Below are 26,762 nucleotides of genomic sequence, written 5' to 3' on the forward strand. Positions count from 1 at the left end.
ACATCATTTATTACTATTTGTAATGAATTGCCGTTAAAACAGCTAATTTCGCACACGGCAGCCACTGCAACATGGATTAAGGAGACAAACCTTGCGATATTTCAATACGAACCCATATTTCCGTGCAGGCGGGTTCAAACCAAACGCCCGGAACAGGCTAAAATGTCGGCTCTTTCAAGGATGACTCATGCCGCGTATCTGGAAACCCTCTGTTACTGTTGCCGCCATTGTCGAAAAAGATGGCAAATTTTTGCTGATCGAAGAAGAAACCAGCGATGGCATCCGCATCAACCAGCCGGCCGGTCATCTCGACCCGCACGAATCGCTGGAGCAGGCCGTCATCCGCGAAACGCTGGAGGAAACCGCCTACGACTTCACGCCGACCGCGCTGGTGGGCATGTATATGTCGCGCTACACCTCCAACCGCACCGGCGAGGAAGTGACGTATCTGCGCTTCACCTTCTGCGGCGTGCCGGGCGCCCAGCATGACCGTCCGCTGGACGAAGGCATCCTGCGCACCATGTGGCTGACGCGCGACGAACTGGCCGCCTGCGCCGACCGTCACCGCAGCCCGACGGTGCTGCAATGCGTGGACGAATACCTGGCCGGGCGCCGCGCCCCGCTGGAACTGATACAAACCCACACCTCGGTGTACAAGGAAGCGGTGAGCACCGCGAATGGATAAGGCAGGAAAGTAAGATGAGCAAGAAAAAAGTCGTGATCGGTATGTCAGGCGGGGTCGATTCCTCGGTCGCGGCGTGGATGCTCAAGGAACAGGGCTACGACGTGGTCGGCCTGTTCATGAAGAACTGGGAAGACGACGACGATTCCGAATACTGCTCGACGCGCCAGGACTGGATCGACGCCGCCAGCGTGGCCGACGTCATCGGCGTCGACATCGAAGCCGTCAACTTCGCCAGCGAATACAAGGACCGCGTGTTCGCCGACTTCCTGCGCGAATACCAGGCCGGCCGCACGCCCAACCCGGACGTGCTGTGCAACGCCGAGATCAAGTTCAAGGCGTTTCTGGATCACGCGATGCACCTGGGCGCCGACCTGATCGCCACCGGCCACTACGCGCGCGTGCGCCAGAACGGCGACCGCCACGAGCTGCTCAAGGCCGTCGACCACACCAAGGACCAGAGCTACTTCCTGCACCGCCTGAACCAGGCGCAGTTGTCGAAGACGCTGTTCCCGCTGGGCGAGATCCCGAAAACCGAAGTGCGCCAGATCGCCGAGAAACTGGCGCTGCCCAACGCCGCCAAGAAGGATTCGACCGGCATCTGCTTCATCGGCGAGCGGCCGTTCCGCGAATTCCTCAACCGCTACCTGTCGTACAAGCCGGGCCCGATGAAGACGCCGGACGGCAAGGTGGTCGGCGAGCACGTGGGCCTGAGCTTCTACACGCTGGGCCAGCGCAAGGGCATAGGCGTGGGCGGCATGAAGGCCTACAAGAACCCGGACGGCAGCAGCGACGCCTGGTATGTGGCGCGCAAGGACGTGGCCGAGAACACGCTGTACATCGTGCAGGGCCACGACCATCCATGGCTGCTGTCGTCGACGCTGCGCGCCGACCAGGCCAGCTGGATCGCCGGCGAGGCGCCGTCGCCGCGCGCGATGTCGGCCAAGACCCGCTACCGGCAGGCCGACGTGGCGTGCGAGATCGCCCCGGAAGGCGATTCCGATTTCGCGTTGAAGTTCATGGATGCCCAGTGGGCGGTCACGCCGGGCCAGTCGGCCGTGCTGTACGACGGCGACGTCTGCCTGGGCGGCGGCATCATCGACAGCTCGACCTTCGCCGTCTGATGTTCCCGGCCAGGCCGGCCTGACTACTCGGCGGCGGGCTCGCCGCCGTCGCCTTCCGGCGCATCCGCGCCATCCGGCGTGCCGGCATCCTTGGCCAGCGCCGCGCGCTGGCGCTTGACCATGGCGATCACCGTATTGCGTATCGTATTGAGCACGGTATCGGCCTTGAACGGCTTGACGATGAAGCCGTTCACGCCCATCGCATGCGCGGCCTGGATGGTGGCCGCATCGAATTCGCTGGAGACCATGAAGATCAGCGCCTTCGGCCAGTTGGTCTTGATCTCCCGCACCACATCCTCGCCGTTCTCGATCTGCTCGCGGGCGATGCAGACGATGTGGGGATTGTGCTTGAGCAGCAGCGCCAAGCCGCTGGCGCAGGTGTGGGTCTGGCCCACCACGTCATAGCCGCCATCGAGCAGGACCGTGTTGAGCAGGCCGCGCGCGATCGCGCTGCCGTCGATAATGACCGCTTTTAACATCTTGCAAACCTTGTCTTAGTGGGCGTGCGCTCAGTTCTTATCCCAAGCCAGCATATTCCAGCTTACGCCGACCCGCACGTCCGTTTTTAATTGCACCAATTGTTTCGAAAGATACAGCATTTCGCGTTCTTTTCGTAGAGTTTCGCCCAGCGTATCCTTCAGAATGCCGGCCCCGGCCATGATCGCATCCAGAGTGCCGTAAGTACGCAACAGTTTGGCCGCCTTCTTGACGCCGACCTTGGACACGCCGGGGATGGAATCGGTGGCGTCGCCCATCAGCGCCAGCAGGTCCGGCAGCTGCTCCGGCGGCACGCCCCATTTCTGCTCGACCCAGGCGTGGTCGTGCCATTCGCTCTTGAAGTGGTCCCACACGCGGGCGCCCTGCGCGATCAGGCCGTGCAAGTCCTTGTCGGTGGTGGCGATGGTGGCTTCGCCGCGGCCGTCGGCCAGCCAGCGCAGCACCACGGTGCCGATCACATCGTCGGCCTCCACCTCGGGCAGCGACACCACATGCAGGCCGACGCCGCGCAGTTTGTCGTAGAAGGCCGGCAGCGCATCGCGCAGCGGCGACGGCATCGGCGCGCGGGCCTCGCGGTAGCCGGCGTACAGCTCGTGGCGCCAGGTGGGGCCGCCGAAATCGAAGGCCGGCAGCACGTGGGTCGGCTCATGGTCGTTGAGCAGTTTGCGGAACGAAGACAGCGCGTGGCGCAGCGCGATCTCGGCCTTTTCAGGACTATCGGGTTCGGGGCTGGCTTCGTAGACGCGGCGCACGATATTGAGGCCGTCGATGGCAAGGAGTCTACCCATGTTCAACATCTTCCGGGCTTGTTCAATCCATCATTTTACCCGAGCCACCCGCCGCACCGCAGCTTACTTCAGCAGCTCGTACGGGCCGCCGCGCTCCAGGCCGCGCTGGAAGGCCGGGCGGCTGTGGATGCGTTTGAGGAAGGCGCTCAGGTTGGGACGGCGCTCGTCCAGCCCGCCGCGCGCGGCGGCCGCCTCCAGCGGGAAGCTCATCTGGATATCGGCCGCGCTGAATTCGGCGCCGGCGAACCATGGCGTCTTGTTCAGCTCCGCCTCCAGGTAATCCAGGTGCGCCTCGATCTGCGGCAGGATGTAGCTGTTCTTGACCTTCTGTGCGATGCCGCGCGCGATCGGCTTGACGAAGAACGGCGCCGGGCTGGTCTCGACCCGGTCGAAAATCAGCTTCATCAGCAACGGCGCCATCGCCGAACCTTCCGCATAGTGCAGGAAGTAAGTCCAGCGGCGGCGATCCGCCGTGCCGGCCGGCGGCGCCAGCCGGCCCTGGCCATAAGTCTCGACCAGATACTCGACGATCGCCCCCGACTCCGCCACCACGATATCGCCATCGGAAATCACCGGCGACTTGCCCAGCGGGTGGATCGCCCGCAGCTCCGGCGGCGCCAGCATGGTCTTCTTGTCGCGCTGGTAGCGCACGATCTCGTACTCCAGGCCCAGCTCCTCCAGCAGCCAGAGCACGCGCTGCGAGCGCGAATTATTCAGATGGTGGACTACGATCATGGTGAGCTTCCTGGAAAAGAACGGCCGTGCGCCGCAACGCCGCTAGCTTAGCATTGTTGGCAATCTTGCGCGCCGGCAGTACACTGCCCCATCAGCAGCCGCCAACCGGAGCATCCATGAACCTGTTTTCCCCGCGCTACCTCGTCCTCAATGCCGCCGTCGTCGCGCTGGCCGTGTCGCTGGCTTTGGGGGCGCCGTGGTGGATACCGCTGGTCGCCGCCGCCCTGACCGTGGTCGGCATCACCGACCTGCTGCAAACCAAGCGCGCGCTGCGCCGCAACTACCCCATCCTGGCGCACTTCCGCTTCTTCTTCGAATCGATACGCCCCGAGATCCGCCAGTACTTCCTGGAAGACGACACCGTCGCCGAACCGTTCTCGCGCAACCAGCGCAGCATCGTCTACCAGCGCGCCAAGATGGACACCGACAAGCGCCCCTTCGGCACCCAGCTCGACGTCTACGCCCCCGGCTACGAATGGATCAACCACTCGATCAGCCCCGCGCCCGAACAACACCACGACTTCCGCATCGAGATCGGCAACCACCCGGACTGCCGGCGCGCCCAGCCCTATTCGGCCAGCGTGTTCAACATCTCGGCGATGAGCTTTGGCGCGCTGTCGTCGCACGCCATCCTGGCGCTGAACGGCGGCGCCAAGGCCGGCGGCTTCATGCACGACACCGGCGAAGGCAGCATCAGCCCCTACCACCGCCAGAACGGCGGCGACCTGGTGTGGGAAATCGGCTCCGGCTACTTCGGCTGCCGCAACGCCGACGGCACGTTCTCGGAAACGAACTTCGTCGCCAACGCCACCTCGCCGCAAGTCAAGATGATCGAGCTGAAGATGTCGCAGGGCGCCAAGCCGGGCCACGGCGGCGTGCTGCCCGGCGCCAAGGTGACGATCGAAATCGCCACCACGCGCGGCGTGCCGCAAGGCCAGGACTGCATCTCGCCCTCCTCTCACTCGGCCTTCGGCACGCCGCTGGAGATGCTGGCCTTCATCGACCGTTTGCGCACGCTGTCCGGCGGCAAGCCGACCGGTTTCAAGCTGGCCATCGGCCACCCGTGGGAGTTCTTCGGCATCGTCAAAGCCATGCTGGCCACCGGCATCACGCCCGACTTCATCGTGGTCGACGGCGGCGAGGGCGGCACCGGCGCCGCGCCGGTCGAGTTCACCGACCACGTCGGCACGCCGCTGCAGGAAGCGCTGCTACTGGTGCACAATACGCTGGTGGGCGCCAACCTGCGCGACAAGATCAAGATCGGCGCCTCCGGCAAGATCATCACCGCCTTCGACATCGCCCGCACCCTGGCGCTGGGCGCGGACTGGTGCAACTCCGCGCGCGGCTTCATGTTCGCGCTGGGCTGCATCCAGTCGCAGAGCTGCCACACCGACCGCTGCCCGACCGGCGTTGCCACCCAGGACCCGACCCGCCAGCGCGCGCTGGTGGTGCCGGACAAGACCCGGCGCGTCGCCAACTTCCACGAGAACACATTGAAGGCGCTGGCCCAGCTGATCGCCGCCGCCGGCCTGACGCATCCGTCGCAGCTGAAGGCACACCACCTGGTGCGGCGCATCTCGCCCAACCAGGTCAAGCTGGCGTCGGCGCTGCTGCCCTACCTGGAGCCGGGCGAGCTGCTCGACCCCAGCCAGCTGTCACGCCTGCCGCCGGTGTTCGGCCTGTACTGGCCGATGGCGCAGGCCGAATCGTTCAACCCACTTTGCTGACAGACCATGACACGCTATACCATCGTCCACGCCACGCCCTCCATCGCCACCTACCAGGCGCTGCGCGTCGGCTCCGGCCTCAGTCCCAAATCCACCGAAGCGGCCGCGCGCGGCCTGCCCGCCAGCTTGTTTGCCGTGCAGGTGCTGTGCGACGGTGAGCCGGTCGGCATGGGCCGCGTGATCGGCGACGGCGGTTGTTTTTACCAGGTGGTGGATATCGGCGTGCTGAAGGCGCACCAGGGACAGGGACTGGGCAAGGCGATCATGAAGGAGATCAAGGCCTACCTCGACCGCGAGGTGCCGCCCGGCGGCTACGTCAGCCTGATCGCCGACGGCCGGGCCAACGAACTGTATGCGCAATACGGCTTTGCGCCGACCGCGCCAGCCTCGATAGGCATGGGCTACGTGGCCTGATCAGCGCTGCACGCGCTGCACTGGCCGATGGTGCAGGTCGAATCGCTCAGTCAGGATAAGGCAGATAGCCGCGACGGATCGCCCATTCTCGCAACACAGCGTTGATACCTAACTCCCACCCCTCGCCAGTGCGTTTGAAGACGTCGATCAGATCCACATCGTAATCGATGCTGACCTTCACTTTAGGCGCATCCGCAGGCGGCAGCAGCCGCAGGCGCCACGGACGAAATTGCGCCAACTGCTCTTCTGTCATCGGCAACGCATCAGGATCGGACAAGGCGGCGGCGGTAATTGCCGCATCCTCCTCCGGCGTCGAAAATATGATCTTACTTTTGTCCAACATACAATATCTCCTCGCCTCCGTTCGCCTTGCGCAAACTGATGATTCGACGCTCGCGACCGCGATCAACGAAGGTCACATGAAACAAACGAAGACCGATCAACCCAATCGCACACTCCCGGACTTCTGAGTAATGATAGCGCTGATCTATCCAGATCAGCGCGTTGTCCCAGTCAAACCCCGACGCCGCAGACAGCGATATGCCGTGCTTGCGCTGGTTGAGCTTGTCTTTCTTGGGATCGAAGGTGATCACCATGTTTCATCTTATCCGCAAAGATTGAGAAATCAATCGCTATGCGGACAAGATTAAACAGGCTGTGGCCGGCGCAGAGGGGTGGGAATCAGCGCTGCACGCGCAGCATGATGACGCGCTTGAGCGGCGCGGAGCTGGATGCGTCGGACGATGCGGCCGGCGTGGTCTCGCAGGAACCGCAGCTGGAACAGCCATCGCCGCAGCTCGATTTCGTGTTAAACAGTTTAGCCAGTTTATTCTGGTCGAAGCCGCGCCGCGACAGCAGGTAGACGATCTGCTTGCGCAAAGCCGCCGGCAGATACTTGGTGCAGAAATGCACCAAAGCCGCCACCACGATCAACGCCACGATCACTTGCTGCCACATGCTCAGCCTCCGATAAGGAACAGGGAAATGCGATACGTCAGGAACGACGCCGTGTACGCCAGCGCGAACATATAACCGGCCATCATCAGCGGATAGCGGATGCTGTTGGTCTCGCGACGCACCACACTCAGCGTCGACATGCACTGCGGCGCAAACACATACCACGCCAGCAGCGACAAGGCCGTCGGCAAGGTCCACGAACCGGCAATGATAGGCGTCAGCGACTGCGCCAGCTCCTCGCCGCTCTGCGACAGCGCGTACACCGTACCCAGCGCACCCACCGCCACCTCGCGCGCGGCCAGGCCGGGCACCAGCGCGATGCAGATCTGCCAGTTGAAGCCGATCGGCGCGAACACATACTCCAGGCCACGCCCCAGGATACCGGCCAGGCTGTAATAGATAGGCGGATGCGTCGCCCCCTCAGGCGCGCCCGGGAAGGAACTCAGGAACCACAGCAGCACCATCAAGGTCAGGATGATGGTACCCACGCGCGACAGGAAGATCTTGCAGCGCTCCCACAAGCCCAGCGCCAGGTTCTGCATGTGCGGCCAATGATAGGCCGGCAGCTCCAGCATCAGCGGCTGCTTGCTGTTCGCCCCCATGGTGCGCTTCATGACGTAAGCCACCGCCATCGCCGACGCGATGCCCGCGAAATACAACGCGAACAGCACCAGGCCCTGCAAGCTCATGAAGCCATACACTTCGCGCTCCGGGATGAAGGCCGCGATAATCAGCGCATACACCGGCAAGCGCGCCGAGCACGTCATCAGCGGCGCGATCATGATCGTCACCAGACGGTCGCGCGGATTCTGGATGGTGCGCGCCGCCATCACGCCCGGAATCGCGCACGCAAAGCTCGACAGCAGCGGAATGAAGGCGCGGCCCGACAAGCCCACGCCGCCCATCAGGCGGTCCAGCAGGAAGGCCGCGCGCGGCAGATAGCCGCAGTCCTCCAGGATCAGGATGAAGAAGAACAAAATCAGAATCTGCGGCAGGAACACCAGCACGCTGCCGGCCCCGCCCAGGATGCCTTCGACCAGCAGGCTGCGCAGCAAGCCATCGGCCATCGCGCCCTTGACCATGGTGCCGACGCCGTCGACGCCGGCCTTGATCATATCCATCGGCACATTGGCCCAGCTGAACACCGCCTGGAACACCAGGAACATCAGCACCGCCAGGATCACCGGGCCGAGCACCGGATGCAGCACCACGTTGTCGATCTTCTCGGTCAGGTTGCCGGTATCCCGGGCATCGCTGCTGACCAGCGCCAGGATGCGGCGCACTTCGCGCTGCGTCTCCTCGACGCTGACCGCATCGATCGCCGCCAGCGGCTGCGGCGCGCTCTCGTGCAGCGGCCACATCGCGTCCAGCGCGCGCAGCAGCGACTTCTCGCCGCCGGCCTGCACCGCCACGGTTTCCACCACCGGCATGCCCAGCTCCTGCGCCAGACGATCAGCATCGATCTCGATGCCGCGCTTCTTGGCCACGTCGACCATGTTCAGCGCCAGTATCATCGGCAGGCCGAGACGCTTGATCTCCAGCACCAGCCGCAGGTTCAGGCGCAGATTGGTGGCGTTGACCACGCACACCACCACGTCCGGCGACTGCTCGCCCGCGCGCAGGCCGGCCACCACGTCGCGCGTGATGGCCTCGTCCGGCGTATGGGCCGACAAACTATAAGCGCCCGGCAAGTCCAGCACGCGGAAGCCATGGCCCGCAGGCGAGCTGAACGAGCCCTCCTTGCGTTCGATGGTCACGCCGGCGTAGTTCGCCACCTTCTGGCGCGCGCCGGTCAGGCGGTTGAACAGCGCGGTCTTGCCGCAATTAGGATTGCCCAGCAACGCCACCATCGGCGTCCGGGAAAGCAGCGGCGCCTGCGGCACCGCGATATCGACTGCACCCATGGCTTATTCCGGTTGGATCGAAGGTTGTAGCCAAACCAGCGCCGCCTCGAAGCGGCGCAGGGCGAACGTGGAGTTGCCGACTTTGATCGCCAGCGGCTCGCCACCCGGCATGCCGCGTTTGAGCATGCGGATTTTTTCGCCGGGCACAAAGCCCAGCTCCATCAGGCGGCGCACCAGCGTGGCGCCGTCGTCGGCCGAGTCGCCGGGGCGCACATGGGCCACGGTGGCGCTCTGGCCGACCTGCAAGGTATCGAGGGTGATCAAGGGAACAGCGTGCGTCATGGCTAAGTCCGTTCAAATCGCCGCCCGGCCTGCGCCGCTGCGGCTTGCCGGCGAACTGCAAGATCGCGTTCTCGCCGGAAATAAGATACTAGCATTATAAACGGTAATGCGAATTACTTCTATTTGCGCTTGCATCCCGCTCAAACTTGAGGCAGTATACGATTAATGATAATGATTCGCATTAAGTAGCTAACGAGCAATCATGTCAGTTCATTCTTTTAAGTAATGCCTAGCCAGAAGGTGTATCGATGATTGTATGTGTCTGCAACAACATATCTGATCGTGAAATCCGTCAAGCCATGGAATTGGGATTGACGTCGATGGAAGAACTGCGCCGCGATCTGGGTGTGGCGACGTGCTGCGGCCAATGCTTTTCCTGCGCAGAAGAAATCCTGAACGAGCACCTGGCCGCCACCGCCCGCGCCGGGATCCAGGAAACCGTACTGAAGCGCCCTGCCTTCAGCAACTAAGAATACTCTCATGAATACCATGACCTATGGCCAGACGGCGACGCCGTCGGCAGACGACAGCGGCCTGGCCGCGCAGCTGAAATTGCAATGGCAAGTACGCGGCCGCAAGTTCGCGCCGCTGGCCGCCATCGTCATGGTCCATGCGTTCGGGTTTTATATGTTCCAGTCGGGGATGCTGCGTCAGGTGACGCACGCCATCCTGCCGCAAGTGGTCAACATCACCTTCGTGGCCTCGCCGGAGCCGCTCAAGCCGGCCCCGCCGCCGCCGAAGACCGTGCCGGTCGTGCGCCAGGCGCCGGCCTTCATTCCGCCGATCCCATTGGTGAACGTGGTGCAGACCGAGCCGACCATCACCGTCGCCCCGCCGCAGCCGCGCACCAGCGAGCCGGCCACCGTCTCCGCCCCGGCCGCGCCACCGGCGCCGCCGCATGTGGCCGCACCGGCCCAGCCGAAAACCGTGTCGGGCGTCGAATACGTGCGCGCGCCGCAGCCTGTCTACCCCAACATCTCGCGCCGCATGGGCGAGAGCGGCACCGTGATCCTGCGCGTGCTGATCGGTGAAAAAGGCCAGGCCGAGCAAGTGGTGATCCACAAGTCGTCCGGCTCCAGCAACCTCGACGAAGCCGGCCGCCAGGCCGTGATGCGCGCCCTGTACAAGCCGAACATGGAAGACGGCAAGCCGGTCCCCGTGTACGCGCTGGTGCCGATCAACTTCCAGCTGGGCTGATCACACGTCCAGCCGGCCCTCGATCGAGTCATCGAGGGTCTTGCCGATCACGGCGCCGATCAGCATCTTGACGCTGGCCACCGCCTTGCCGTGCTTGGTATCCCAATAGTAGCCGTAGGTCGGCGCGAACTTGATCAGCGTGATGCGCGGATCGTCTTCGCCGCCGGTGAACCACGTCTTCATCGTAAAGCTCCACAACTCCTTCAGCTTGACCGGATCGCGCAGCACCGTGGCGATGCCTTCCAGGTGCATGAACTCCGCATGGGCCGAACCCTGGAAGTACAGCGTGGCCGACGGCTCGGCCGCCAGCTCCATATTCTTCAGGCTGTCGCTTGCGCTGATGAACCACAGGTTGCCCTGCACATCGACCTGCAGCGCCGTCATCGGCCGCGCATCGCCGGGGCCGCCCGCGACATCGCTGGTGCAAAAGAAGCAGCCGGGTGTGCTGTCGACGAATTCGCGAATCTTCTTGACGGCGTCTTCGCCGATCAAGTCCTGGTGGTTGTTCTCTGGCTGATTGGCATTGATCGTATCCATGGCGGCGTGCTCCGGTAGAGGTAGTGGATCGATACTACCCCTGACAACATCAGCACTCCGTGGGTTGTCTCACACTTCCGCCCACATCCTCAGCAGGTTGTGATAGTGGCCGGCCAGTTCCACCGTGATCTCATTGTCGCCATGCGCGGCGCGCAGCTTCTGGATGTTCTGATCGAGCGCGAACAGCATGCCGCGCTTGGCATCGTCGCGCACCATGCTCTGGCTCCACAGGAACGAGCTGACCCGCTCCCCGCGCGTCACCGGCGCCACGCGATGCACACTGCTGGACGGATAGACGATCACATCCCCCGCCGCCAGCTTGACCTCGTGCGTGCCGTAGGCATCGCTGACGATCAGCTCGCCGCCGTCGTACTCCTCCGGTTCGCTGAGGAACAGGGTCGACGACACGTCGGCCCGCATCGCATTGGCCGTGCCGGGCCGCGTGCGGATGGCGCTGTCGATATGCATGCCGTACTGCTCGCCGCTTGCGTAGCTGTTGAAGTAAGGCGGCAGTATGCGCAGCGGCAGCACCGCCGCGAAGAACAGCGGATGATTCGCCAGCGCCTGCGTGATGACGCCGCCCAGCTCCTGCGCCAGCGGCGACAGCTCCGCCAGCTGGCGGTTGCGCTTGACCTGCGCGCCCTGCGGGCCGGCGGTGGCGCGGCCGTCGATCCATTCAGCCTGCGCCAGGTGGCGCCGGAACTCCTGCACCTGCGGCTTGGTCAGCACAGCGGGGATGTGCAGCATCATGAGCGGTCCTTTCGTATCGACGGTATGCGAATGTTAATTGTTTTCATTTGCTCCAACAATCTCAGTCCGGGGATATTGGTACACTTTCGCACGCGCCACTGTGGGAACCGCGTGGTTCGTGGCAAAATGTCAGTATTCCACCACCATTGTAGAAAGATTCCCATGAAGGGTGATCCAGAAGTTATACGCCTGCTGAACGCTCAGCTGACCAACGAACTCACCGCAATCAACCAGTACTTCCTGCACTCGCGCATGTACCGTCACTGGGGTTTCGAGAAGATCGCGAAAAAGGAATACGAAGAATCGATCGGCGAAATGAAGCACGCCGACAAACTGATCGACCGCATCCTGATGCTGGACGGCCTGCCTAACCTGCAAGCCATGCACAAGATCATGATCGGCGAGAACACCGAAGAAATGATCGGCTGCGATCTGAAGCTGGAAAAAGGCGCACAGATCACCGTCAAGGAAGGCATCGCCGCCGCCGAGAAGGCCGCCGACTACGTGTCGCGCGACCTGCTGCTGATGATTTTGGAAGACACCGAAGAACACATCGACTGGCTCGAAACGCAGCTGGACCTGATCGGCAAGGTCGGCATCCAGAACTACCTGCAAAGCCAGATGAACGACGAGTGATCTAACTCGCCTCGTTCAGTTCACCAAGCCGCAGCTTCGCCTGCGGCTTTTTTATTTTCACCGCCAGCACGGCCACTGCGCCGCACAGCATCAGCGCCCCGGCCAGGCGGATCACATTCTCCGGGTTCCCGCCCAGCAGGCTGCGGTAGTACAGCGGCAGCGTGAAGATCTGGATAATCATCGGTATCACGATGAACATATTGAAGATGCCCATGTAGACGCCGGTGCGCTCCGGCGGTATGCAGCCCGCCAGCATCACATACGGATTGCCCATGATGCTGGCCCACGCCAGGCCTATGCCCACCATCGGCACGAACAGCAGCGCAGGCGAGTGGATCATCGGTATCGACAGCATGCCGATGCCGGCCAGCGCCAGGCAGATGCTGTGCGTGATCTTCGGCCCGTAGCGCCGCGTGAACGGCACCAGCGCCAGCGCGCCGACAAACGCGATGAAGTTGTAGAACGCCCCCACCTGCCCCGCCAGCAGCCCCGCGTCGCGGAAGCCTTGCGAGGCCTGGTCGGTCGTGCCGTAGATGGTGGTCGACAGCGACAGCATGATGTACTGCCAATAGCAGAACATCGCATACCACTGGAACAGCTTGACCCAGGCCAGCTGCTTCATCGTGGCCGGCATCTCGCGCACGGCGCTGGCGACATCGCCCAGCGTATGCCGCCAGCCGGCAGGCCGCGCGCGGATCTGCGCCAGTTCCTCGCTGCTCAACGGGTATTCGGGCGTGGTCTTCAAGGTCCACAGCACGGAGGAAATCGAGAACACCGCGCCGATCAAAAAGGCGACGATGACGATGTGCGGGATATGGCTGCCATTGACCGCATCCTTGTTCATGCCCAGCCAGACCAGCAGCGACGGCGTCAGGTAAGCCAGCGTTTGTCCCAGGCCGGTAAAGGCGCTCTGCGTCAGGAAGCCGAGCGAATGCTGCTGCGGATCGAGCTTGTCGCTGACAAAGGCGCGGTACGGCTCCATCGTCACGTTGTTGGCCGCGTCCAGTATCCACAGCAGGCTGGCCGCCATCCACAGCGTGGGGCTGAAGGGCATCGCCAGCAAGCCAAGGCTGCACAGGATGGCGCCGATCAGGAAGTACGGCGTGCGCCGTCCCCAGCGCGTAACGGTGCGGTCGCTCATGGCGCCGATCAGCGGCTGCACCAGCAGGCCGGTCATCGGCCCGGCCAGCCACAGGTAAGGCAGGCTGGCTTCGTCCGCGCCCAGGTATTTGTAGATCGGGCTCATGCTGCTCTGCTGAAGACCGAAACTGAACTGGATGCCGAAGAAGCCGATGTTCATGTTCACGATCTGCCAGAACGACAGCCGCGGCTTCATGCGACGGCTCCGGGCATGACGCCATCGCCGCGCCATGCATTGATCCACGGCTGGTAGAACGCGATATCGGCCGGCACCGCGCCGGAGATGCCGCAGATGGCGCCGGCGAAGGCATTGGCCCGCGCCAGCGTGAGGCTGACCGGCCAGCCCTTCGCCTGCCCGAACAGGAACACGGCCGAGAAGGCATCGCCCGCACCCACCGTATCGACGATGTGCACCGGCGCATGGCAATCCTGGTTGGCGATGACGCCGCCCTCGGCGCCGAAGTACAGCGCGCCGCGCTCGCCCAGCGTGACGATCAAGCCTTGCAGCGAGAAGATACGCATCAAGGCCTGGCAGGCGTCCACCATCTCGGCGTCGTCGATGGCCTTGGTGCCCGGCTTGGTGTGGGTGTACCAGCTGAACAAATCCTTCAGCTCATCCTCGTTGACCTTGACGATGTCCGCCAGATGCAGGGATTCGAAGGCGCAGCGCTCCGTCACCTGGCCGTCGCGTACATTCAGATCCAGATAGCGCTGCGCATTGGAGGCATCGAGCATCGCCCGCAGCGCCGCGCGCGACTGCTCGTGCCGCTGCGCCATGGTGCCGAAGTAGATCGTGCCGGGGGCCGCCTGAGACAGGGCCTCCAATGCAGGCGCGGTCTCGACGTAGTCGTAAGCCTGGTCGGGCAGGATGATGAAGCGGTGGCCGTCCGCATTGCGCTCGACCACCACACGGCCCGTGGCCTCTTGAGGATCGAGCTGCAAGCCCGCCTCGCTCATGCCGAAGCGGCCGAACTCACTGCGCACCAGCGCGCCGTTCTTGTCCGCGCCGATGCGCGTGACCATCAGCGTCTCCATCCCGAAGGCCGCCAGATTGCGCGCGACGTTGAACGGCGCACCGCCGACGACTTGCTCGGTGATGAAATCGTCAACCAGCGCTTCGCCGAATACGGCGATAGTTTGTTGGGTCATGCTCGTCTCCACGCCCTGCTCGGGCGATTCTATATTATTCGCGTTCCAGCCAGTACATCGCGTACGGCTCCAGCACCAGCGTTCCACTCGTCGCCTGCTCCGCCACGCACTCGCGCCATTCGCCTTGCAGCGTAAAGCGTTGCGGCTGGCCGGAGAAGTTCATCAGCGTCAGGAAGCGTGCGCCGCGTGCCAGCGCCAGCATGCCTTCCGGCGCATCGGCCAGCAGCGCGCGCGGCGCGTTGGCGGCCAGCGCTGCGTGCCGGCTGCGGATACGCACCAGCTTTGCCAGCGCCTGATGCATCGCGCCGGGCACCGTGGACACATCGTAGCGATGCTTCCAGCGCTGCTGATCGAACACCGGGCGTTGCAGCCAGCGGCTGTCCATCGCGTGCTGCGGGCGATGCAGATAGCTGTAATCGTTTTCCATCGCCAGCTCGTCGCCCATGTACAGCACCGGCAGCGCGCCGAAGCTCAGTGCGAGGCCGTGCAGCAGCAGCATGCGGCGCAGCGCCAGTGCGCGCTCCTCTTCGGTGGCCGCAGACTGCAAGCCGGTCAGCGACGCGGCCATGCCGTTGCTGCCATGCGCCGCGTTGGGATCGGTGCTCTGAAAGGCGGCGCCGGTAGCGTAGCTGCCCTCCGCGCCGCTGAAGAACCGAGCCACGCGGGCCAGCCGCGCCGCGCTGTCGCTGCCGTCGGCAGAAGCCTCGGCCCGCAACACGTTCCAGCCAATGTCGTCGTGGCAGCGCACGTAGCTGAGCCACGTCGCGGCGGCAGGCAGCGCGGGCGTATTGCGAATCACCTCACGCAGCATGCCGGTATCCTGCTCCGCCAGCGCCACCCAACCAGCCGCCATCAGGCTGCTGTGATACGCGATGTGGCACTCCGGCGCGGCAGCGCTGCCCAAGTACGCAGGCAACTCACGCGTCGGCACGATGGCCTCGGCCTTCAGCAGCACGCCCGGCGCGACGATATCGACAATCGCCCGCAAGGCTTGCAGCAACTGGTGCGCTTCCGGTTGATTCATGCTGTTCGTGCCTTCGCGCTTCCACAGGAAGGCCGTCGAATCGAGCCGGAACACTTCGATGCCGCGATTGGCCAGGCGCAGCAGCGCGGCGGCCATCTCCGCGAACACCGCCGGATTCGCGTAGTTCAGATCCCACTGGTACGGATAAAACGTCGTCCAAGCCCAGCCATCCAGCGCTTCGACAAAACTGAAATTCCCAGGTGCGACCTGCGGGAACACCTGCCCCAGCGTGCGCTCGTAACGATCCGGCATGGCGCGGTCCGGGAACACATGGAACATCGCCCGCGCCCCAGCATCGCCCGCCTTGGCTGCCAGCGCCCACGCGTGATCGTCCGCCACATGGTTCAGGATGAAGTCCGAACACAGGCTGATACCCGCCGTCCGCAACTGCGCCGTCAACGCATCCAGATCCGCATTGGAGCCAAGCGCCGGATCGACTTCATCGAAACTGGAGACGGCAAAGCCGCCATCGTTCTCTCCCTCGCGCGGCCGCAGGAACGGCAGCAGATGCAGATAGCTGACGCCCAGTTCCCGCAGATACGGAATGCGCGCCGCCACGCCATTCAAATCTCCGCCGAAGTTCTGCACGTAGGCGCAGTAGCCCAGCATGCGCTGGCTGAGGAACCACTCCGGCTGCGCCGCCCGCTTCGCATCGAGCGCCCGCAGCTCCGCCGGCCGCGCCGCGTACAGCGCGCCGAGCGATTCCATCAGATCGCCCAGCCACGCATCGAAATCGGCGCGCTCGCCATACAGGCCGGCCAGCAGCCGGCGCAGCACCGGCTCCGCTGCCGCCAGCCGCTGCGCAGCCTGCGGCCGCAGATCATCGGAAAGGACCGCCAGCAGACGGTCCGAAAAAACTTTAGAAGGCATAAGACAGGCTGACTTTCGCGGCACGGCCGGAGATCGAGCGCGCGGCATGGCCGTCGCCTTCGACTTCGGTGTAGCCGATTTTGTTAAGCAGGTTGTTCACGCTCAGCGACAAGGTGGCCTTCTCCGTCACGCGATAGTTGACGAAGGCGTTCACCACCTGATACGCCGGCAGCACGATGGTGTGGGCATCGTCGCCCCACGACTTGCCGGTGCCGATCAAGCTGGCGCCGACCGTGGCCTGGCCGAAGGTATAAGTCGGCGCGATCTGGTACACCACCTTGGCCTGACGGCGCGGCGTGTTGCCGATCACCGCCACGTCGCCGGGCGCGGTGCCGGTGATCTTGGCGTCCGTGTAGGTCATGCCGCCAGTGACGCGGAAATCGTTCAACGCGTAGGCGCCTTCCAGCTCCACACCCTTGGCGTCGTACTTGTTGGAGGTGCTGCGCTGCGTGGTCGCTTCGTAGTTGCTCTCATCGGTCTTGGCCTGGAACAGCGTCACAAAGGTGCTGATGCCGCCGCTGCGCCACTTCACGCCGCCCTCGATCTGCTTGACGGTGTTGATGTTGATCGGCGCGCTGCCATCGAGCGGTGTGCCGAACAGAATACGGTCCGCATTGAAGGCCACGCCATCGCTGACGCGTGCGAACGCCGCCAGGTTGCTGGTGATGCGGTAGTTGCCGCCGATCGAATACGAGTTGTGGTTGATCTTGTAGTCCACCAGCTGCTGCGTGGCCGGATCGTAGCGCAAGGCGCCGCCGCTCATGGTGGCGATGTTGGCCGTGCCGCTGGCGCGCTGGCGATCCTGGCGCACACTGGCATCCAGGTTCAGCGGGCCGGTTTCATAGCCCACGTTCAGGTAAGGCGATGTCAGTTTGTATTCCATGTCGACCGCGCGCGAGCAGCAGCCGCCGAAGGCCGGGCCCACCAGGCCAGGCGTGGCGCTGGCCGTTTGCAGCAAGGCCGGCTTGTCGCCGCTGGCCTGCATCAGATACTCGTTGAAGTTCCAGGTCAGCGCCAGCTTCTGCGTCGACAGGTACAAGCCTGCGGTGGTGGTCAGCCTGGAGCCGTCGGCCAGCTTGAAGGTCTTGGCCAGCTTGGTGTCGTTGAGCGTATTGCCCGCATCGTCGATCGACGTGTTGAACACCACGGCGGAGAAGGCGCGGCCGTTGTAAGCCTTGCCCTTGTTCGGTCCCGTCGCGAACACGTAATTGCCGACCGTGCCGTTGTTCCCGGCGAAGACGCCGGTGAAGCGCCCGCTGTTGCTGGAGATGCGGAACTTGTCGCTCAGGTTCCAGCCGTCGCCCAGGTCGAACGAACCTTCCAGGCCGACGGTATCGCTCTTCACTTTCAGGCCGTCGTTGACGTTGGTCGACACCGGCGTATTGTTCTTGCCCAGCGTGACATCGCGCACCCAGTACGGCGAGTAGAACGTCACCTTGCGCGGATCGATGCCGGGGATTTCGGTGATCTGCTGGTTCACTACCTGCACCGGCACCGGCAGCACCGTCGGCGACTTGTCGTCCACATGCTTGAACGACAGGCGGATAAAGCCGTTGTCCAGGTCATGCGTGATATTGCCGCGAATCTGGCCGCCGTCCTCGGTGCTCATGCCCGTGTTGCGCGCACCCTCGCCGGTGCGGTAGTTCCCGCCGATGAAGAAGCGCGTCTTGTCCGAGATCGGCGCGCCGTAGTCGAAGTCCAGCCGCGTCTCGTCGTAGCCCAGGCCGTGGCTGATGCCGATATGGCCGCCCTTTTCCTCGCCGGTCTTGGTGATGAAGTTGATGATGCCGCCCGGCGCGTTGGTCGCCAGCGTGGAGGCCGAACCGCCGCGCACCACTTCCAGATGATCCAGCGTGCCGTCGATCTTGACGTAGCTGTCCGGCGTGATGAAATTGAAGTCGCCCGATTGCAGCACCGGCAGGCCGTCTTCCTGGATCTGCACATAGCGCGCGCCGCCGGCGGAAATCGGCACGCCGCGCACCGTGATGTTGGCGTTGCCCTCGCCGCCCGACGACTCCGAACGCACGCCCGGCACCGAACGCAGCACCTCGGCGGCGCTCAGCGGCGCGCCGTTCTTGATGGTGTCGCCTTCCAGGGTACTGATCGACACGCTCGATTTCATCTTGGTGGAACCGCCGGAGCTGCCGGTGACAACCACGCGCTCCATGTTCAGTCCATCGGCGGCGGGTGCGGCTTCTTGCGCCGAGGCGCCGCCCATGTGCAGGACAGCCGTTGCAACAGCGGCAGCGATGCCACCCAGTTTGAATGTGCGTTGTTCCATTGTCGTCTCCAGATATTGTCGTTTTGGCCTGCTCTTTTATTGAGCAGGTACGGCATTATTCAACGGATTCCGATTTAATGCAATCGATTGCATAACTCTGCAAAAATATATCTACAGCGCTAACTGACAACTTTATGCAATCGGTTGCATAAATCAGACAGAACTGCTGCGGACGATCAATTGGGTAGGGATTTTCAGCGAAGGCGCCGGGCGGCCGTCGACCAGCTCCAGCAGCTGGGCCACCAGCGCCCGGCCGGCCTCGCGTATCGGTTGCTGCACGGTGGTCAGCGGCGGATGGAAGTAGCCGGCCAGCTCGATATCGTCGTAGCCGACCACGGCGACCTGGCCCGGCACGTCCAGGCTGTGCTGGCGCAGCGTGTTAATCGCGGTCATGGCCATCAGGTCGCTGCCGGCGAACACGGCGTCGAACGGCAGGCCGCGGCGCAGCAGTTCCTGCACCGCCTCCTTGCCGCCGTCCGGCAGGAAGGACACCGACACCTGCAACGCCGGATCGACCGCCATGCCGGCCTGCCGCAGCGCGCGGCACAGGCCTTCGTAACGCTGGCCCACTTCGGGCAGATTGATATCGCCGAAGAAGGCGATGTGCTTGCGGCCCTGCGCGATCAGATGCGCGCCGGCCAGCTCGCCGCCGGCCACGTTGTCGCCGCCGACGGTGCAGTACAGCTGCTGCGGCAATTGCGCGCCCCACACCACGATGGGCACATGGCGCGCGGCCAGCTGGTTCAGTTGTTCATGGTGGCGCCACTGGCCGATCAGGATGATGCCGATCACGCGGCCCGTATCGAAGGGCGCGGCGGCCGCGTCCAGCTCCTCGGCGTCCACGCGCGAGACCAGCATGTCGAAACCCAGCTCGGTCAGCGCGTCGGCCAGGCTGCCCAGCATCGACAGGAAGAAGGGATCGGACAAATGCTGGCGCGTGGCCGAGTCGTAGGGGATCACCACGCCGACGGTGCGGTTCTGCTTCATGCGCAGGTTCTGCGCGCCGATGTTGATGGTGTACTTGAGCGAGCGGGCCAGCTCCATGATGCGCACCCGCGTCTCTTCGCTGACCAGCTTGCTGCCCGCCAGCGCGCGCGACACCGTCGAGGTCGACACGCCGGCCAGCCGGGCGATGTCGGCCATTTGCAGGCGCCGCTGTTGGGCGGAACTGTCCGCGTCGGGCGGCGTGGTCTTGGGCATGGCTTACTGAGGAACCGTGTCCTTGAACGACTGGCGCTCGGACAATTTGTCGAACAGGCGCGCCAGGTTCGGATGGTCGTCGCGCCAGGTGATTTCCGGGAAGCGGAACGACAGCCAGCCCAGCGTGCAACCCACCGCCACGTCGGCCAGCGAGTAGTGGATGCCGGCGCAATAGGCCGACTCGCCCAGCTTCTCCGACAAGGAGGCCAGGCCCAGCTGCACCTTGCGCATCTGGCGCGCGATCCAGTCTTCGCTCTGCAATTCAGGCGGACGCTGGGTGCGCTCCAGGCGCACGATGATGGCGGCGTCCAGCATGCCGTCGGCCAGCGCTTCCCAGCACTTGATATCGGCGCGGTCGCGGCCGTTTGGCGGCAGCAGCTTGCATACCGGCGTCAGCGTATCGAGGTACTCGACCATGACGCGCGAATCGATCATGACGTTGCCGTCTTCCATGACCAGGCTAGGCACTTTGCCCAGCGGGTTCAGCTTGTCGATGGTGGTGTCCGGCGCCCACACATTTTCCAGTTCAAACTGGTAATCAAGCTTCTTTTCCGCCAGAACAACACGAACTTTGCGTACATAAGGACTGGCGAGGGAACCGATGAGTTTCATAGAGGCTTAGAGTGGAAGATCAGACAACAGTATAACATCGGAGGCCTCGCGCCCGGCCAATGGTAAAATCTACCTTTGCGCAATTTTAACCCTGCCTTCCTTCCCATCATGACCACTACTCCTTACTCCACGCTGTCGGCGCTGTCGCCGCTGGACGGCCGCTACGCCGGTAAAACCGACCTGCTGCGTCCCATCCTGTCCGAATCGGGCTTCATGCACCACCGCGTCAAAGTAGAAATCTCCTGGCTGCAAGCGCTGTCGCTGGCCGGTTTCGCTGAAATCAAGCCGTTCTCGGCCGCAGGCACCGCCCTGCTGGACAAGATCGCCAACGAGTTCACCGAGCAGGATGCCGCCCGCATCAAGGAAATCGAAGCCGTCACCAACCACGACGTCAAGGCCGTGGAGTACTGGCTCAAGGAGCAAGTCAAGGATGTGCCGGAACTGGTGGCCGCGTCGGAGTTCATCCACTTCGCCTGCACCTCGGAAGACATCAACAACACCTCGCACGGCATGATGCTGAAAGCGGCCCGCGACAGCGTCATGCTGCCGTCGCTGACCAATGTGATCGCCAAGCTGAAAGAGATCGCCATCGCCAACGCCGACGTGCCGATGCTGTCGCGCACCCACGGCCAGACCGCCAGCCCGACCACGCTGGGCAAGGAAATGGCCAACGTCGTCGCCCGCCTGCAGCGCGCCATCAAGCGCATCGAGCAGGTCGAGATCCTCGGCAAGATGAACGGCGCGGTCGGCAACTACAACGCCCACCTGTCGGCCTACCCGTCGTTCGACTGGGCCAACTTCTCCAAGGACGTGATCGAGCGGCGCCTGGGCCTGGTGTTCAACCCGTACACCATCCAGATCGAACCGCACGACTACATGGCCGAACTGTTCGACGCCTTCGCCCGCGTCAACACCATCCTGCTGGACCTGAACCGCGACATCTGGAGCTACGTCTCGCTGGGCTACTTCAAGCAGAAGACCAAGGCCGGCGAAATCGGTTCGTCGACCATGCCGCACAAGGTCAACCCGATCGACTTCGAAAACTCGGAAGGCAACCTGGGCCTGGCCAACGCCGTGCTGAAGCACCTGTCCGAAAAACTGCCGGTCTCGCGCATGCAGCGCGACCTGACCGATTCGACCGTGCTGCGCAACATCGGCGTCGGCCTCGGCTACACGCTGCTGGCCTACGACAGCTGCCTGCGCGGCCTGAACAAGCTGGAAGTGAACCACGCCCGCCTGGCCGCCGACCTCGACGCCAACTGGGAAGTGCTGGCCGAGCCGGTGCAAACCGTGATGCGCCGCTACGGCATCGAGAATCCGTACGAGCAGCTGAAAGAGCTGACCCGTGGCAAAGGCATCTCGAAAGACGCGCTGCGCGACTTCATCACCGGCCTGGCGATCCCGCAGGAAGCCAAAGACCTGCTGCTGGCCATGACCCCGGCCAACTACATCGGTATCGCGACGGATCTGGCTAAAGCCATCTAAGCAAACCGTTAAAACTGTTTTACACTAGCCCCCGCCGACATTTGTCCCGGGGGCTTTTTTTTGCCCGTCCAGCGCGCATCGCATTTCTTTGGTATATTAGTCCTAACACGTACTATTTCTGGAGTTCAAGCTTATGCAACGCTATACCAAAACGGCAATGCTGCTGCACTGGCTGACCGCCCTGCTGATCATCGCCGCCTTCTTCCTCGGCCTGACCATGGTGGACATACACGGCATCACGCCCACCAAGCTCAAATACTATTCCTGGCACAAATGGCTGGGCGTGACGGTGCTGGGCGTGGCCGCCATCCGCCTGCTGTGGCGCAAGGCCAATAAACCACCGCCGCCGCTGGCTAGCATTCCGGCCTGGCAGCACAAGGTGGCCGACGGCATGCACTACCTGCTGTACTTCTTCATCTTCGCGGTGCCGATCTCCGGCTACCTGTATTCGTACGCGGCCGGCGTGCCGGTGGTGTACCTGGGCCTGGTCCAGCTGCCGGCCATCATCGAGCCGAACGCCGAACTTAAGCCGATCTTAAAAACCGTTCACTATGTTCTGACCATGACGATGGCCGCCGCCGTAGTGGCCCACGCCCTCGCCGCACTCAAGCATCACTTTGTCGACCGCGACATCACGCTCAAACGCATGCTGCCGTAATCCCCACTCATCACCGGAGCCACTATGAAAACCATGAAAAAACTCGCCCTCGTCTCGCTGATGGGTGTTGCCCTGGCCGCCAGCGCCGCCGCCCTGAAGACCGATCCGGCCAAGTCCACCGTGTCGGCCGTGTTCAAGCAGATGAACGTGCCGGTCGAATCCAAGTTCAAGAAATACACCGTCGCCATCGACTACGATGCGGCCAAGCCGGACGCCTCCAAGGCCACCGTTGAAGTCGAGACCGCCAGCCTGGACGTGGGCGACGCCGACATGAACAAGGAAGTGGCGAAGAAGGAATGGTTCAACTCGGCCCAGTTCCCGAAAGCCACCTTCGTCTCGTCGTCGATCAAGAGCGCCGGCGCCGGCAAGCTCAACGTCACCGGCAAGCTGACCATCAAGGGCAAGACCGCCGACATCACCTTCCCGCTGACGGTCAAGGCCGACGGCGGCAAGCAAGTGTTTGAAGGCGCGCTGCCGATCAAACGCCTGGCCTACAACATCGGCGAAGGCGAATGGAAAGACACCGGCATGGTCGCCGATGAAGTGACGATCAAGTTCCACGTCGTCGCAGGCCAATAATTTAACCAAGGAGACACAAGCGCATGAAATTCCAGATCCTGATCGCCACGCTGCTGGCCGCCTCGGCCTCGTCGGCCATCGCCGCCACCTACAACATCGACCCGACCCACACCTACCCGAGCTTCGAGGCCGACCACATGGGCCTGTCGGTATGGCGCGGCAAGTTCGACAAGACCAGCGGCACCGTGACCATGGACCGCAGCGCCAAGACCGGCGCGCTGGACATCGCCATCGCCGCCGACTCGATCGACTTCGGCATGGACAAGATGAACAGCCACGCCAAGACGGCCGACATGTTCAACGTCGAGAAATTCCCGACCATCACCTACAAGAGCAAGTCGTTCAAGTTCGACGGCGACAAGCTGGTCGGCGTCGACGGCGAGCTGACCCTGCTGGGCGTGACCAAGCCGGTGGCGCTGAAGGTGGACAAGTTCAACTGCATCATGCACCCGCGCTACAAGCGTGAAGTGTGCGGCGCCAACGCCGTGGCCGAGTTCAAGCGCACCGATTTCGGCCTGAACTACGGCACCCCGGCCTTCGCACCGGAAGTCAAACTGGCGATCCAGATCGAAGCCATCAAAGCCGACTAAGCCAGCCAAGCTGCCTGCCAGCCCCTGCCCATCCAATGGATGCGCAGGGGTTTTTTATTGTTATACTCCCGCCGTTGTTCCCTTTCCCACCACTTCAACAACGACAAAAATGCATAAGACACTGATCGCGCTCGCCATCCTGAGCACCGCAGCCCAAGCCGATGAAGGCATGTGGATGCCGCAACAGCTGCCACAAGTAGCCAAGCAACTGAAAGCCGCCGGCCTGAAGCTGGACCCAGCCAACCTGACCAAACTGACCGAGTTCCCGATGGGCGCCATCGTCAGCCTGGGCGGTTGCTCGGCCTCGTTCGTCTCGCCGCAAGGCCTGGTCGCCACCAACCACCACTGCGTCTACGGCAGCGTGGCGCACAATTCCACGCCGGAGCGCGACCTGCTGGCCAACGGCTTCCTGGCCCATAACTTCGGCGAAGAACTGCCGGCCGCCCCGGGCAGCCGCATCTTCGTGACCAAGGCCGTCACCAACGTCAGCAAGCAAGTCGTCACCGCCGATGTCGCCAAACTGAGCGGCAAGAAACGCAGCGACGCCATCGAGAAGAACCAGAAAACCATCCAGGCCGAGTGCGAAAAAGACGAAGGCCACCGCTGCACCGTGTCGTCCTACTACGGCGGCCTGGAGTACTACCTGATCAAGCAACTGGAAATCCGCGACGTGCGCCTGGTGCACGCGCCACCGGCCGGCGTCGGCAAGTTCGGCGGCGACACCGACAACTGGATGTGGCCGCGCCACACCGGCGACTACGGCTTCTACCGCGCCTACGTCAGCAAGGACGGCAAGGCCGCCGACTTCAGCAAGGACAACGTCCCTTACCTGCCGCAGCACTTCCTGAAACTGGCCAAGGAAGGCAGCAAGGAAGGCGACTTCGTCATGGTGCTCGGCTACCCAGGCCGCACCAACCGCCACCGCCTGCCGTCGGAAGTGTCGTACACCTTCGACTGGAGCTACCCAACGTTCGTGAAGACCTCGGCCGAGAGCCTGGCGACCATCGCCGACACCACCAAGGACAACAAGGACACCGCGCTGAAATACGCGTCGCAAGTGGCCAGCATCAACAACTACTACAAGAACCGCCAGGGCATGCTGGACTCCTACGCCGGCAGCGACATGCTCAAGCGTAAAACCGCCGAGCACGAAGCGCTGAAGACCTGGATCAACGCCAACCCGGCCCGCAAGGCCGAGTACGCCGGCGACATCGAACTGGTGGAAAAGCTGATCGCCCAGCGCGACGCCGAAACCAAGCGCGACTACTTCCTGTCCTCGTCCAAGCCACGCCTGCTGAACACCGCGCGCACCTTGTACCGCCTGGCCAACGAAAACACCAAGCCTGACGCCGAACGCAAGGCCGGCTTCCAGGTCCGCGACGTGCCGCGCATCAAATCGTCGGTCGCCGCCCTGGTGCGCAACTACGATGAAAAGGTCGACAAGGCGCTGGTGATGAACAGCCTGTCCAAGTACGCCGCCCTGCCGGCAGCCCAGCGCAACGCCGAGTTCGACGCCGTCATCGGCATCAAGGACGGCATGAGCAAGGCCGACCTGCAAGCCGCGCTGGACGTGATGTACGCCGGCAGCAAGCTGGGCGACGCCGCCGAGCGCAGCAGCTGGATCGGCAAGACCCCGGCCGAGTTCAAGGCCAGCAACGACGCCTTCATCAAAGCGGCCGTGGCCCTGTACGAGCCGGGCATGAAGGAAGAAGCGGAAGAGGAAGAGCTGGGCGGCAAGCTGCAACAGGCTTACGCCAACTACATGAAAGCCAAGATCGCCTTCATGCAGAGCAAAGGCCAGGCCGTCTACCCTGACGCCAACGGCACGCTGCGCGTGACCTTCGGCCAGATCGCCGGCCGCGACCACGGCGCCGACGGCACCACCTGGAAAGCCTTCACCACCGTGGAAGGCGTGGTTGCCAAAGCCACCGGCGAAGGCGAGTTCAACGCACCGAAAGCCCAGCTGGCCGCGATCAAGGCCAAGGACTTCGGCAAGTACTTCGATCCGAAACTGAAATCGGTGCCGCTGGCCTACCTGGCCACGCTGGACATCACCGGCGGCAACTCCGGCTCGGCCGCGCTGAACGCCAAGGGCGAGTGGATCGGCCTGGCCTTCGACGGCACGCTCGATTCGATCATCTCGGACTGGGACTTCAACAAAGCCAACACCCGCGACATCCAGGTCGACCTGCGCTACATCCTGTGGAACATGAAACACGTGGACCACGCCGACAACCTGCTGAAAGAAATGAACGCGGAATAAGCCGTCTCCGCCTCACCCTCGAAACCACGCCCCGGCAACGCGGCGTGGTTTTTTTATGGATCGGTTACATTAAGGGTTCCTCAACCTTCTTCAGGAGATGTCATGGCCGCGAAAAAAGTCGCTGTAGTGATCGGCAGTCTGCGCAAGGATTCGCTGAACCGCAAGTTCGCCCACGAGTTGATCGCGCTGGCGCCGCCGTCCTTGCAATTGGAGATCGTCGAGATCGGCGAACTGCCGCTGTACAACCAGGACCTGGAAGAAAACGGCGCCACCGCGCCGCAAACCTGGACCCACTTCCGCCAGCGCATGCAGGACGCGCAAGCGGTGCTGTTCGTCACGCCGGAATACAACCGCTCGGTGCCGGCGCCGCTGAAGAACGCCATCGACATCGGCTCCCGCCCCTACGGCAGCAGCATCTGGAGCGGCAAGCCGGCCGCCATCGTCAGCGTGTCGCCGGGCGCCACCGGCGGCTTCGGCTCCAACCACCATTTGCGCCAGTCGATGGTGTTCCTCGACATGCCGCTGCTGCAGCAACCGGAAGCCTACATCGGCGGCGCCGCCAAGCTGCTCGGCGACGACGGCAAGCTGAACAACGACAGCACCCGCGAGTTCCTGCAAAAGTTCATGAACACCTTCGGCGCCTGGGTCGAAACCAACGCCAAGAAATAATCAGCGCGCGA

Annotated in this window: 29 protein-coding genes; 13 read left to right on the forward strand and 16 right to left on the reverse strand. The window is 63.4% G+C overall.

All coding sequences use genetic code 11. The features are described 5' to 3' along the window. The first annotated feature begins 187 nt into the window (after positions 1-187). Together GEV02_RS24330 and mnmA are read left to right on the forward strand one after the other, a co-directional pair. Positions 188-685 carry an NUDIX hydrolase gene (locus GEV02_RS24330; RefSeq protein ID WP_008452862.1) on the forward strand — a complete coding sequence of 166 codons (498 nt, stop codon included), beginning with the start codon at positions 188-190 and terminating at the stop codon, positions 683-685. Between the two features lie 14 nt (positions 686-699). Beyond that, positions 700-1,806: a tRNA 2-thiouridine(34) synthase MnmA gene (gene mnmA / locus GEV02_RS24335; protein ID WP_152840531.1), complete on the forward strand. Its 1,107-nt coding sequence runs from the start codon at positions 700-702 to the stop codon at positions 1,804-1,806. Positions 1,807-1,829: 23 nt separating this feature from the next. On the opposite strand, the gene GEV02_RS24340 is transcribed toward mnmA, so the two are convergent. The 3 genes from GEV02_RS24340 to GEV02_RS24350 form a co-directional block, all read right to left on the reverse strand. Further along, positions 1,830-2,285 (reverse strand): response regulator, encoded by a 456-nt coding sequence (locus GEV02_RS24340; protein ID WP_152840532.1) that lies wholly within the window; start codon positions 2,283-2,285, stop codon positions 1,830-1,832. A 30-nt stretch (positions 2,286-2,315) separates the two neighbouring features. Further along, positions 2,316-3,092, reverse strand: a complete 777-nt coding sequence (locus GEV02_RS24345; RefSeq protein WP_152840533.1) for a 5'-3' exonuclease — start codon at positions 3,090-3,092, stop codon at positions 2,316-2,318. A gap of 63 nt (positions 3,093-3,155) precedes the next feature. Next, positions 3,156-3,827, reverse strand: coding sequence for a glutathione S-transferase (locus GEV02_RS24350; RefSeq protein ID WP_152840534.1), 672 nt, complete (start codon positions 3,825-3,827; stop codon positions 3,156-3,158). A 116-nt stretch (positions 3,828-3,943) separates the two neighbouring features. On the opposite strand from GEV02_RS24350, the gene GEV02_RS24355 reads away from it, so the two are divergent. After that, positions 3,944-5,554 carry an FMN-binding glutamate synthase family protein gene (locus GEV02_RS24355; protein WP_152840535.1) on the forward strand — a complete coding sequence of 537 codons (1,611 nt, stop codon included), beginning with the start codon at positions 3,944-3,946 and terminating at the stop codon, positions 5,552-5,554. 6 nt (positions 5,555-5,560) lie between these two features. After that, complete coding sequence (locus GEV02_RS24360; RefSeq protein WP_152840536.1) at positions 5,561-5,968, forward strand: GNAT family N-acetyltransferase; 408 nt, start codon at positions 5,561-5,563, stop codon at positions 5,966-5,968. Between the two features lie 46 nt (positions 5,969-6,014). On the opposite strand, the gene GEV02_RS24365 is transcribed toward GEV02_RS24360, so the two are convergent. The 5 genes from GEV02_RS24365 to GEV02_RS24385 form a co-directional block, all read right to left on the reverse strand. Continuing rightward, complete coding sequence (locus GEV02_RS24365; protein WP_152840537.1) at positions 6,015-6,311, reverse strand: BrnA antitoxin family protein; 297 nt, start codon at positions 6,309-6,311, stop codon at positions 6,015-6,017. Further along, positions 6,295-6,564: a BrnT family toxin gene (locus tag GEV02_RS24370; RefSeq protein WP_008452881.1), complete on the reverse strand. Its 270-nt coding sequence runs from the start codon at positions 6,562-6,564 to the stop codon at positions 6,295-6,297. The genes GEV02_RS24365 and GEV02_RS24370 overlap by 17 nt, the downstream gene beginning before the upstream one ends. 85 nt (positions 6,565-6,649) lie before the next feature. After that, a complete protein-coding gene (locus GEV02_RS24375; RefSeq protein WP_152840538.1) occupies positions 6,650-6,925 on the reverse strand; it encodes a DUF6587 family protein in 276 nt (91 codons plus the stop codon). Between the two features lie 2 nt (positions 6,926-6,927). Continuing rightward, positions 6,928-8,829, reverse strand: a complete 1,902-nt coding sequence (gene feoB, locus GEV02_RS24380; RefSeq protein ID WP_152840539.1) for a ferrous iron transporter B — start codon at positions 8,827-8,829, stop codon at positions 6,928-6,930. Between the two features lie 3 nt (positions 8,830-8,832). Continuing rightward, positions 8,833-9,111, reverse strand: a complete 279-nt coding sequence (locus GEV02_RS24385; protein WP_070272314.1) for a FeoA family protein — start codon at positions 9,109-9,111, stop codon at positions 8,833-8,835. 248 nt (positions 9,112-9,359) lie between these two features. Here GEV02_RS24385 and GEV02_RS24390 point away from each other — a divergent pair, with 248 nt between their 5' ends. After that, the gene (locus GEV02_RS24390) at positions 9,360-9,581 is read left to right on the forward strand and encodes a (2Fe-2S)-binding protein (protein WP_152840540.1); all 222 of its coding nucleotides are present in this window, start codon (positions 9,360-9,362) and stop codon (positions 9,579-9,581) included. Positions 9,582-9,591: 10 nt separating this feature from the next. Continuing rightward, positions 9,592-10,308: an energy transducer TonB gene (locus GEV02_RS24395; RefSeq protein ID WP_152840541.1), complete on the forward strand. Its 717-nt coding sequence runs from the start codon at positions 9,592-9,594 to the stop codon at positions 10,306-10,308. On the opposite strand, the gene GEV02_RS24400 is transcribed toward GEV02_RS24395, so the two are convergent. Both GEV02_RS24400 and GEV02_RS24405 read right to left on the reverse strand, forming a co-directional pair. Then, positions 10,309-10,845 carry a pyridoxamine 5'-phosphate oxidase family protein gene (locus GEV02_RS24400; protein WP_152840542.1) on the reverse strand — a complete coding sequence of 179 codons (537 nt, stop codon included), beginning with the start codon at positions 10,843-10,845 and terminating at the stop codon, positions 10,309-10,311. 69 nt (positions 10,846-10,914) lie between these two features. Further along, positions 10,915-11,595, reverse strand: a complete 681-nt coding sequence (locus tag GEV02_RS24405; protein WP_152840543.1) for a Fe2+-dependent dioxygenase — start codon at positions 11,593-11,595, stop codon at positions 10,915-10,917. Positions 11,596-11,757: 162 nt separating this feature from the next. Here GEV02_RS24405 and bfr point away from each other — a divergent pair, with 162 nt between their 5' ends. Beyond that, on the forward strand, positions 11,758-12,231 hold the full coding sequence (bfr, locus tag GEV02_RS24410; RefSeq protein WP_008452894.1) for a bacterioferritin: 474 nt from the start codon (positions 11,758-11,760) through the stop codon (positions 12,229-12,231). Position 12,232: 1 nt separating this feature from the next. Here bfr and GEV02_RS24415 read toward each other — a convergent pair whose 3' ends face one another. The 6 genes from GEV02_RS24415 to GEV02_RS24440 form a co-directional block, all read right to left on the reverse strand. Further along, positions 12,233-13,567, reverse strand: a complete 1,335-nt coding sequence (locus GEV02_RS24415) for an MFS transporter (protein ID WP_152840544.1) — start codon at positions 13,565-13,567, stop codon at positions 12,233-12,235. Next, positions 13,564-14,520: a PfkB family carbohydrate kinase gene (locus GEV02_RS24420; RefSeq protein ID WP_152840545.1), complete on the reverse strand. Its 957-nt coding sequence runs from the start codon at positions 14,518-14,520 to the stop codon at positions 13,564-13,566. Before GEV02_RS24420 ends, GEV02_RS24415 begins: the two co-directional genes overlap by 4 nt. A 34-nt stretch (positions 14,521-14,554) precedes the next feature. Next, positions 14,555-16,414 carry an alpha-amylase family glycosyl hydrolase gene (locus GEV02_RS24425; RefSeq protein WP_152840546.1) on the reverse strand — a complete coding sequence of 620 codons (1,860 nt, stop codon included), beginning with the start codon at positions 16,412-16,414 and terminating at the stop codon, positions 14,555-14,557. Then, positions 16,404-18,695 (reverse strand): TonB-dependent receptor, encoded by a 2,292-nt coding sequence (locus tag GEV02_RS24430; protein WP_152840547.1) that lies wholly within the window; start codon positions 18,693-18,695, stop codon positions 16,404-16,406. Before GEV02_RS24430 ends, GEV02_RS24425 begins: the two co-directional genes overlap by 11 nt. Before the next feature lie 153 nt (positions 18,696-18,848). Beyond that, positions 18,849-19,895 carry a LacI family DNA-binding transcriptional regulator gene (locus GEV02_RS24435; RefSeq protein ID WP_152840548.1) on the reverse strand — a complete coding sequence of 349 codons (1,047 nt, stop codon included), beginning with the start codon at positions 19,893-19,895 and terminating at the stop codon, positions 18,849-18,851. 3 nt (positions 19,896-19,898) lie between these two features. Next, the gene (locus GEV02_RS24440) at positions 19,899-20,507 is read right to left on the reverse strand and encodes a glutathione S-transferase N-terminal domain-containing protein (RefSeq protein WP_008452900.1); all 609 of its coding nucleotides are present in this window, start codon (positions 20,505-20,507) and stop codon (positions 19,899-19,901) included. A gap of 108 nt (positions 20,508-20,615) precedes the next feature. Between GEV02_RS24440 and purB the strand changes: the two genes are divergently transcribed. The 6 genes from purB to GEV02_RS24470 all read left to right on the forward strand — a co-directional run bounded on the left by purB (position 20,616) and on the right by GEV02_RS24470 (position 26,751). After that, complete coding sequence (gene purB / locus GEV02_RS24445; RefSeq protein WP_152840549.1) at positions 20,616-21,992, forward strand: adenylosuccinate lyase; 1,377 nt, start codon at positions 20,616-20,618, stop codon at positions 21,990-21,992. A gap of 133 nt (positions 21,993-22,125) precedes the next feature. Beyond that, positions 22,126-22,650 carry a cytochrome b gene (locus GEV02_RS24450; RefSeq protein ID WP_152840550.1) on the forward strand — a complete coding sequence of 175 codons (525 nt, stop codon included), beginning with the start codon at positions 22,126-22,128 and terminating at the stop codon, positions 22,648-22,650. A 24-nt stretch (positions 22,651-22,674) separates the two neighbouring features. Continuing rightward, positions 22,675-23,229, forward strand: a complete 555-nt coding sequence (locus tag GEV02_RS24455) for a YceI family protein (protein WP_152840551.1) — start codon at positions 22,675-22,677, stop codon at positions 23,227-23,229. Between the two features lie 23 nt (positions 23,230-23,252). Beyond that, positions 23,253-23,819, forward strand: coding sequence for a YceI family protein (locus tag GEV02_RS24460; protein ID WP_152840552.1), 567 nt, complete (start codon positions 23,253-23,255; stop codon positions 23,817-23,819). Positions 23,820-23,928: 109 nt separating this feature from the next. Beyond that, entirely contained in the window at positions 23,929-26,082 is a 2,154-nt protein-coding gene (locus GEV02_RS24465) for a S46 family peptidase (RefSeq protein ID WP_152840553.1), read from the forward strand. Between the two features lie 102 nt (positions 26,083-26,184). After that, complete coding sequence (locus GEV02_RS24470) at positions 26,185-26,751, forward strand: NADPH-dependent FMN reductase (protein ID WP_008452906.1); 567 nt, start codon at positions 26,185-26,187, stop codon at positions 26,749-26,751. Positions 26,752-26,762 lie beyond the last annotated feature (11 nt).

Origin of the sequence: Rugamonas aquatica (genome assembly GCF_009380215.1) — a bacterium.
Taxonomy (GTDB): Bacteria; Pseudomonadota; Gammaproteobacteria; order Burkholderiales; family Burkholderiaceae_D; genus Rugamonas; species Rugamonas aquatica_B.

What these genes read in the sequence shown, in the direction of transcription:
- GEV02_RS24405 (WP_152840543.1), bottom strand. Translation starts at nt 11,595, where the DNA reads ATGATGCTGCACATCCCCGCTGTGCTGACCAAGCCGCAGGTGCAGGAG.
- GEV02_RS24430 (WP_152840547.1), bottom strand. Translation starts at nt 18,695, where the DNA reads ATGGAACAACGCACATTCAAACTGGGTGGCATCGCTGCCGCTGTTGCA.
- GEV02_RS24455 (WP_152840551.1), top strand. Translation starts at nt 22,675, where the DNA reads ATGAAAACCATGAAAAAACTCGCCCTCGTCTCGCTGATGGGTGTTGCC.
- GEV02_RS24435 (WP_152840548.1), bottom strand. Translation starts at nt 19,895, where the DNA reads ATGCCCAAGACCACGCCGCCCGACGCGGACAGTTCCGCCCAACAGCGG.
- GEV02_RS24415 (WP_152840544.1), bottom strand. Translation starts at nt 13,567, where the DNA reads ATGAAGCCGCGGCTGTCGTTCTGGCAGATCGTGAACATGAACATCGGC.
- GEV02_RS24400 (WP_152840542.1), bottom strand. Translation starts at nt 10,845, where the DNA reads ATGGATACGATCAATGCCAATCAGCCAGAGAACAACCACCAGGACTTG.
- GEV02_RS24330 (WP_008452862.1), top strand. Translation starts at nt 188, where the DNA reads ATGCCGCGTATCTGGAAACCCTCTGTTACTGTTGCCGCCATTGTCGAA.
- feoB (WP_152840539.1), bottom strand. Translation starts at nt 8,829, where the DNA reads ATGGGTGCAGTCGATATCGCGGTGCCGCAGGCGCCGCTGCTTTCCCGG.
- GEV02_RS24360 (WP_152840536.1), top strand. Translation starts at nt 5,561, where the DNA reads ATGACACGCTATACCATCGTCCACGCCACGCCCTCCATCGCCACCTAC.
- GEV02_RS24470 (WP_008452906.1), top strand. Translation starts at nt 26,185, where the DNA reads ATGGCCGCGAAAAAAGTCGCTGTAGTGATCGGCAGTCTGCGCAAGGAT.
- GEV02_RS24345 (WP_152840533.1), bottom strand. Translation starts at nt 3,092, where the DNA reads ATGGGTAGACTCCTTGCCATCGACGGCCTCAATATCGTGCGCCGCGTC.
- bfr (WP_008452894.1), top strand. Translation starts at nt 11,758, where the DNA reads ATGAAGGGTGATCCAGAAGTTATACGCCTGCTGAACGCTCAGCTGACC.
- GEV02_RS24355 (WP_152840535.1), top strand. Translation starts at nt 3,944, where the DNA reads ATGAACCTGTTTTCCCCGCGCTACCTCGTCCTCAATGCCGCCGTCGTC.
- GEV02_RS24450 (WP_152840550.1), top strand. Translation starts at nt 22,126, where the DNA reads ATGCAACGCTATACCAAAACGGCAATGCTGCTGCACTGGCTGACCGCC.
- GEV02_RS24385 (WP_070272314.1), bottom strand. Translation starts at nt 9,111, where the DNA reads ATGACGCACGCTGTTCCCTTGATCACCCTCGATACCTTGCAGGTCGGC.
- GEV02_RS24440 (WP_008452900.1), bottom strand. Translation starts at nt 20,507, where the DNA reads ATGAAACTCATCGGTTCCCTCGCCAGTCCTTATGTACGCAAAGTTCGT.
- purB (WP_152840549.1), top strand. Translation starts at nt 20,616, where the DNA reads ATGACCACTACTCCTTACTCCACGCTGTCGGCGCTGTCGCCGCTGGAC.
- GEV02_RS24365 (WP_152840537.1), bottom strand. Translation starts at nt 6,311, where the DNA reads ATGTTGGACAAAAGTAAGATCATATTTTCGACGCCGGAGGAGGATGCG.
- GEV02_RS24460 (WP_152840552.1), top strand. Translation starts at nt 23,253, where the DNA reads ATGAAATTCCAGATCCTGATCGCCACGCTGCTGGCCGCCTCGGCCTCG.
- GEV02_RS24340 (WP_152840532.1), bottom strand. Translation starts at nt 2,285, where the DNA reads ATGTTAAAAGCGGTCATTATCGACGGCAGCGCGATCGCGCGCGGCCTG.
- GEV02_RS24370 (WP_008452881.1), bottom strand. Translation starts at nt 6,564, where the DNA reads ATGGTGATCACCTTCGATCCCAAGAAAGACAAGCTCAACCAGCGCAAG.
- GEV02_RS24375 (WP_152840538.1), bottom strand. Translation starts at nt 6,925, where the DNA reads ATGTGGCAGCAAGTGATCGTGGCGTTGATCGTGGTGGCGGCTTTGGTG.
- GEV02_RS24390 (WP_152840540.1), top strand. Translation starts at nt 9,360, where the DNA reads ATGATTGTATGTGTCTGCAACAACATATCTGATCGTGAAATCCGTCAA.
- GEV02_RS24425 (WP_152840546.1), bottom strand. Translation starts at nt 16,414, where the DNA reads ATGCCTTCTAAAGTTTTTTCGGACCGTCTGCTGGCGGTCCTTTCCGAT.
- mnmA (WP_152840531.1), top strand. Translation starts at nt 700, where the DNA reads ATGAGCAAGAAAAAAGTCGTGATCGGTATGTCAGGCGGGGTCGATTCC.
- GEV02_RS24395 (WP_152840541.1), top strand. Translation starts at nt 9,592, where the DNA reads ATGAATACCATGACCTATGGCCAGACGGCGACGCCGTCGGCAGACGAC.
- GEV02_RS24350 (WP_152840534.1), bottom strand. Translation starts at nt 3,827, where the DNA reads ATGATCGTAGTCCACCATCTGAATAATTCGCGCTCGCAGCGCGTGCTC.
- GEV02_RS24465 (WP_152840553.1), top strand. Translation starts at nt 23,929, where the DNA reads ATGCATAAGACACTGATCGCGCTCGCCATCCTGAGCACCGCAGCCCAA.
- GEV02_RS24420 (WP_152840545.1), bottom strand. Translation starts at nt 14,520, where the DNA reads ATGACCCAACAAACTATCGCCGTATTCGGCGAAGCGCTGGTTGACGAT.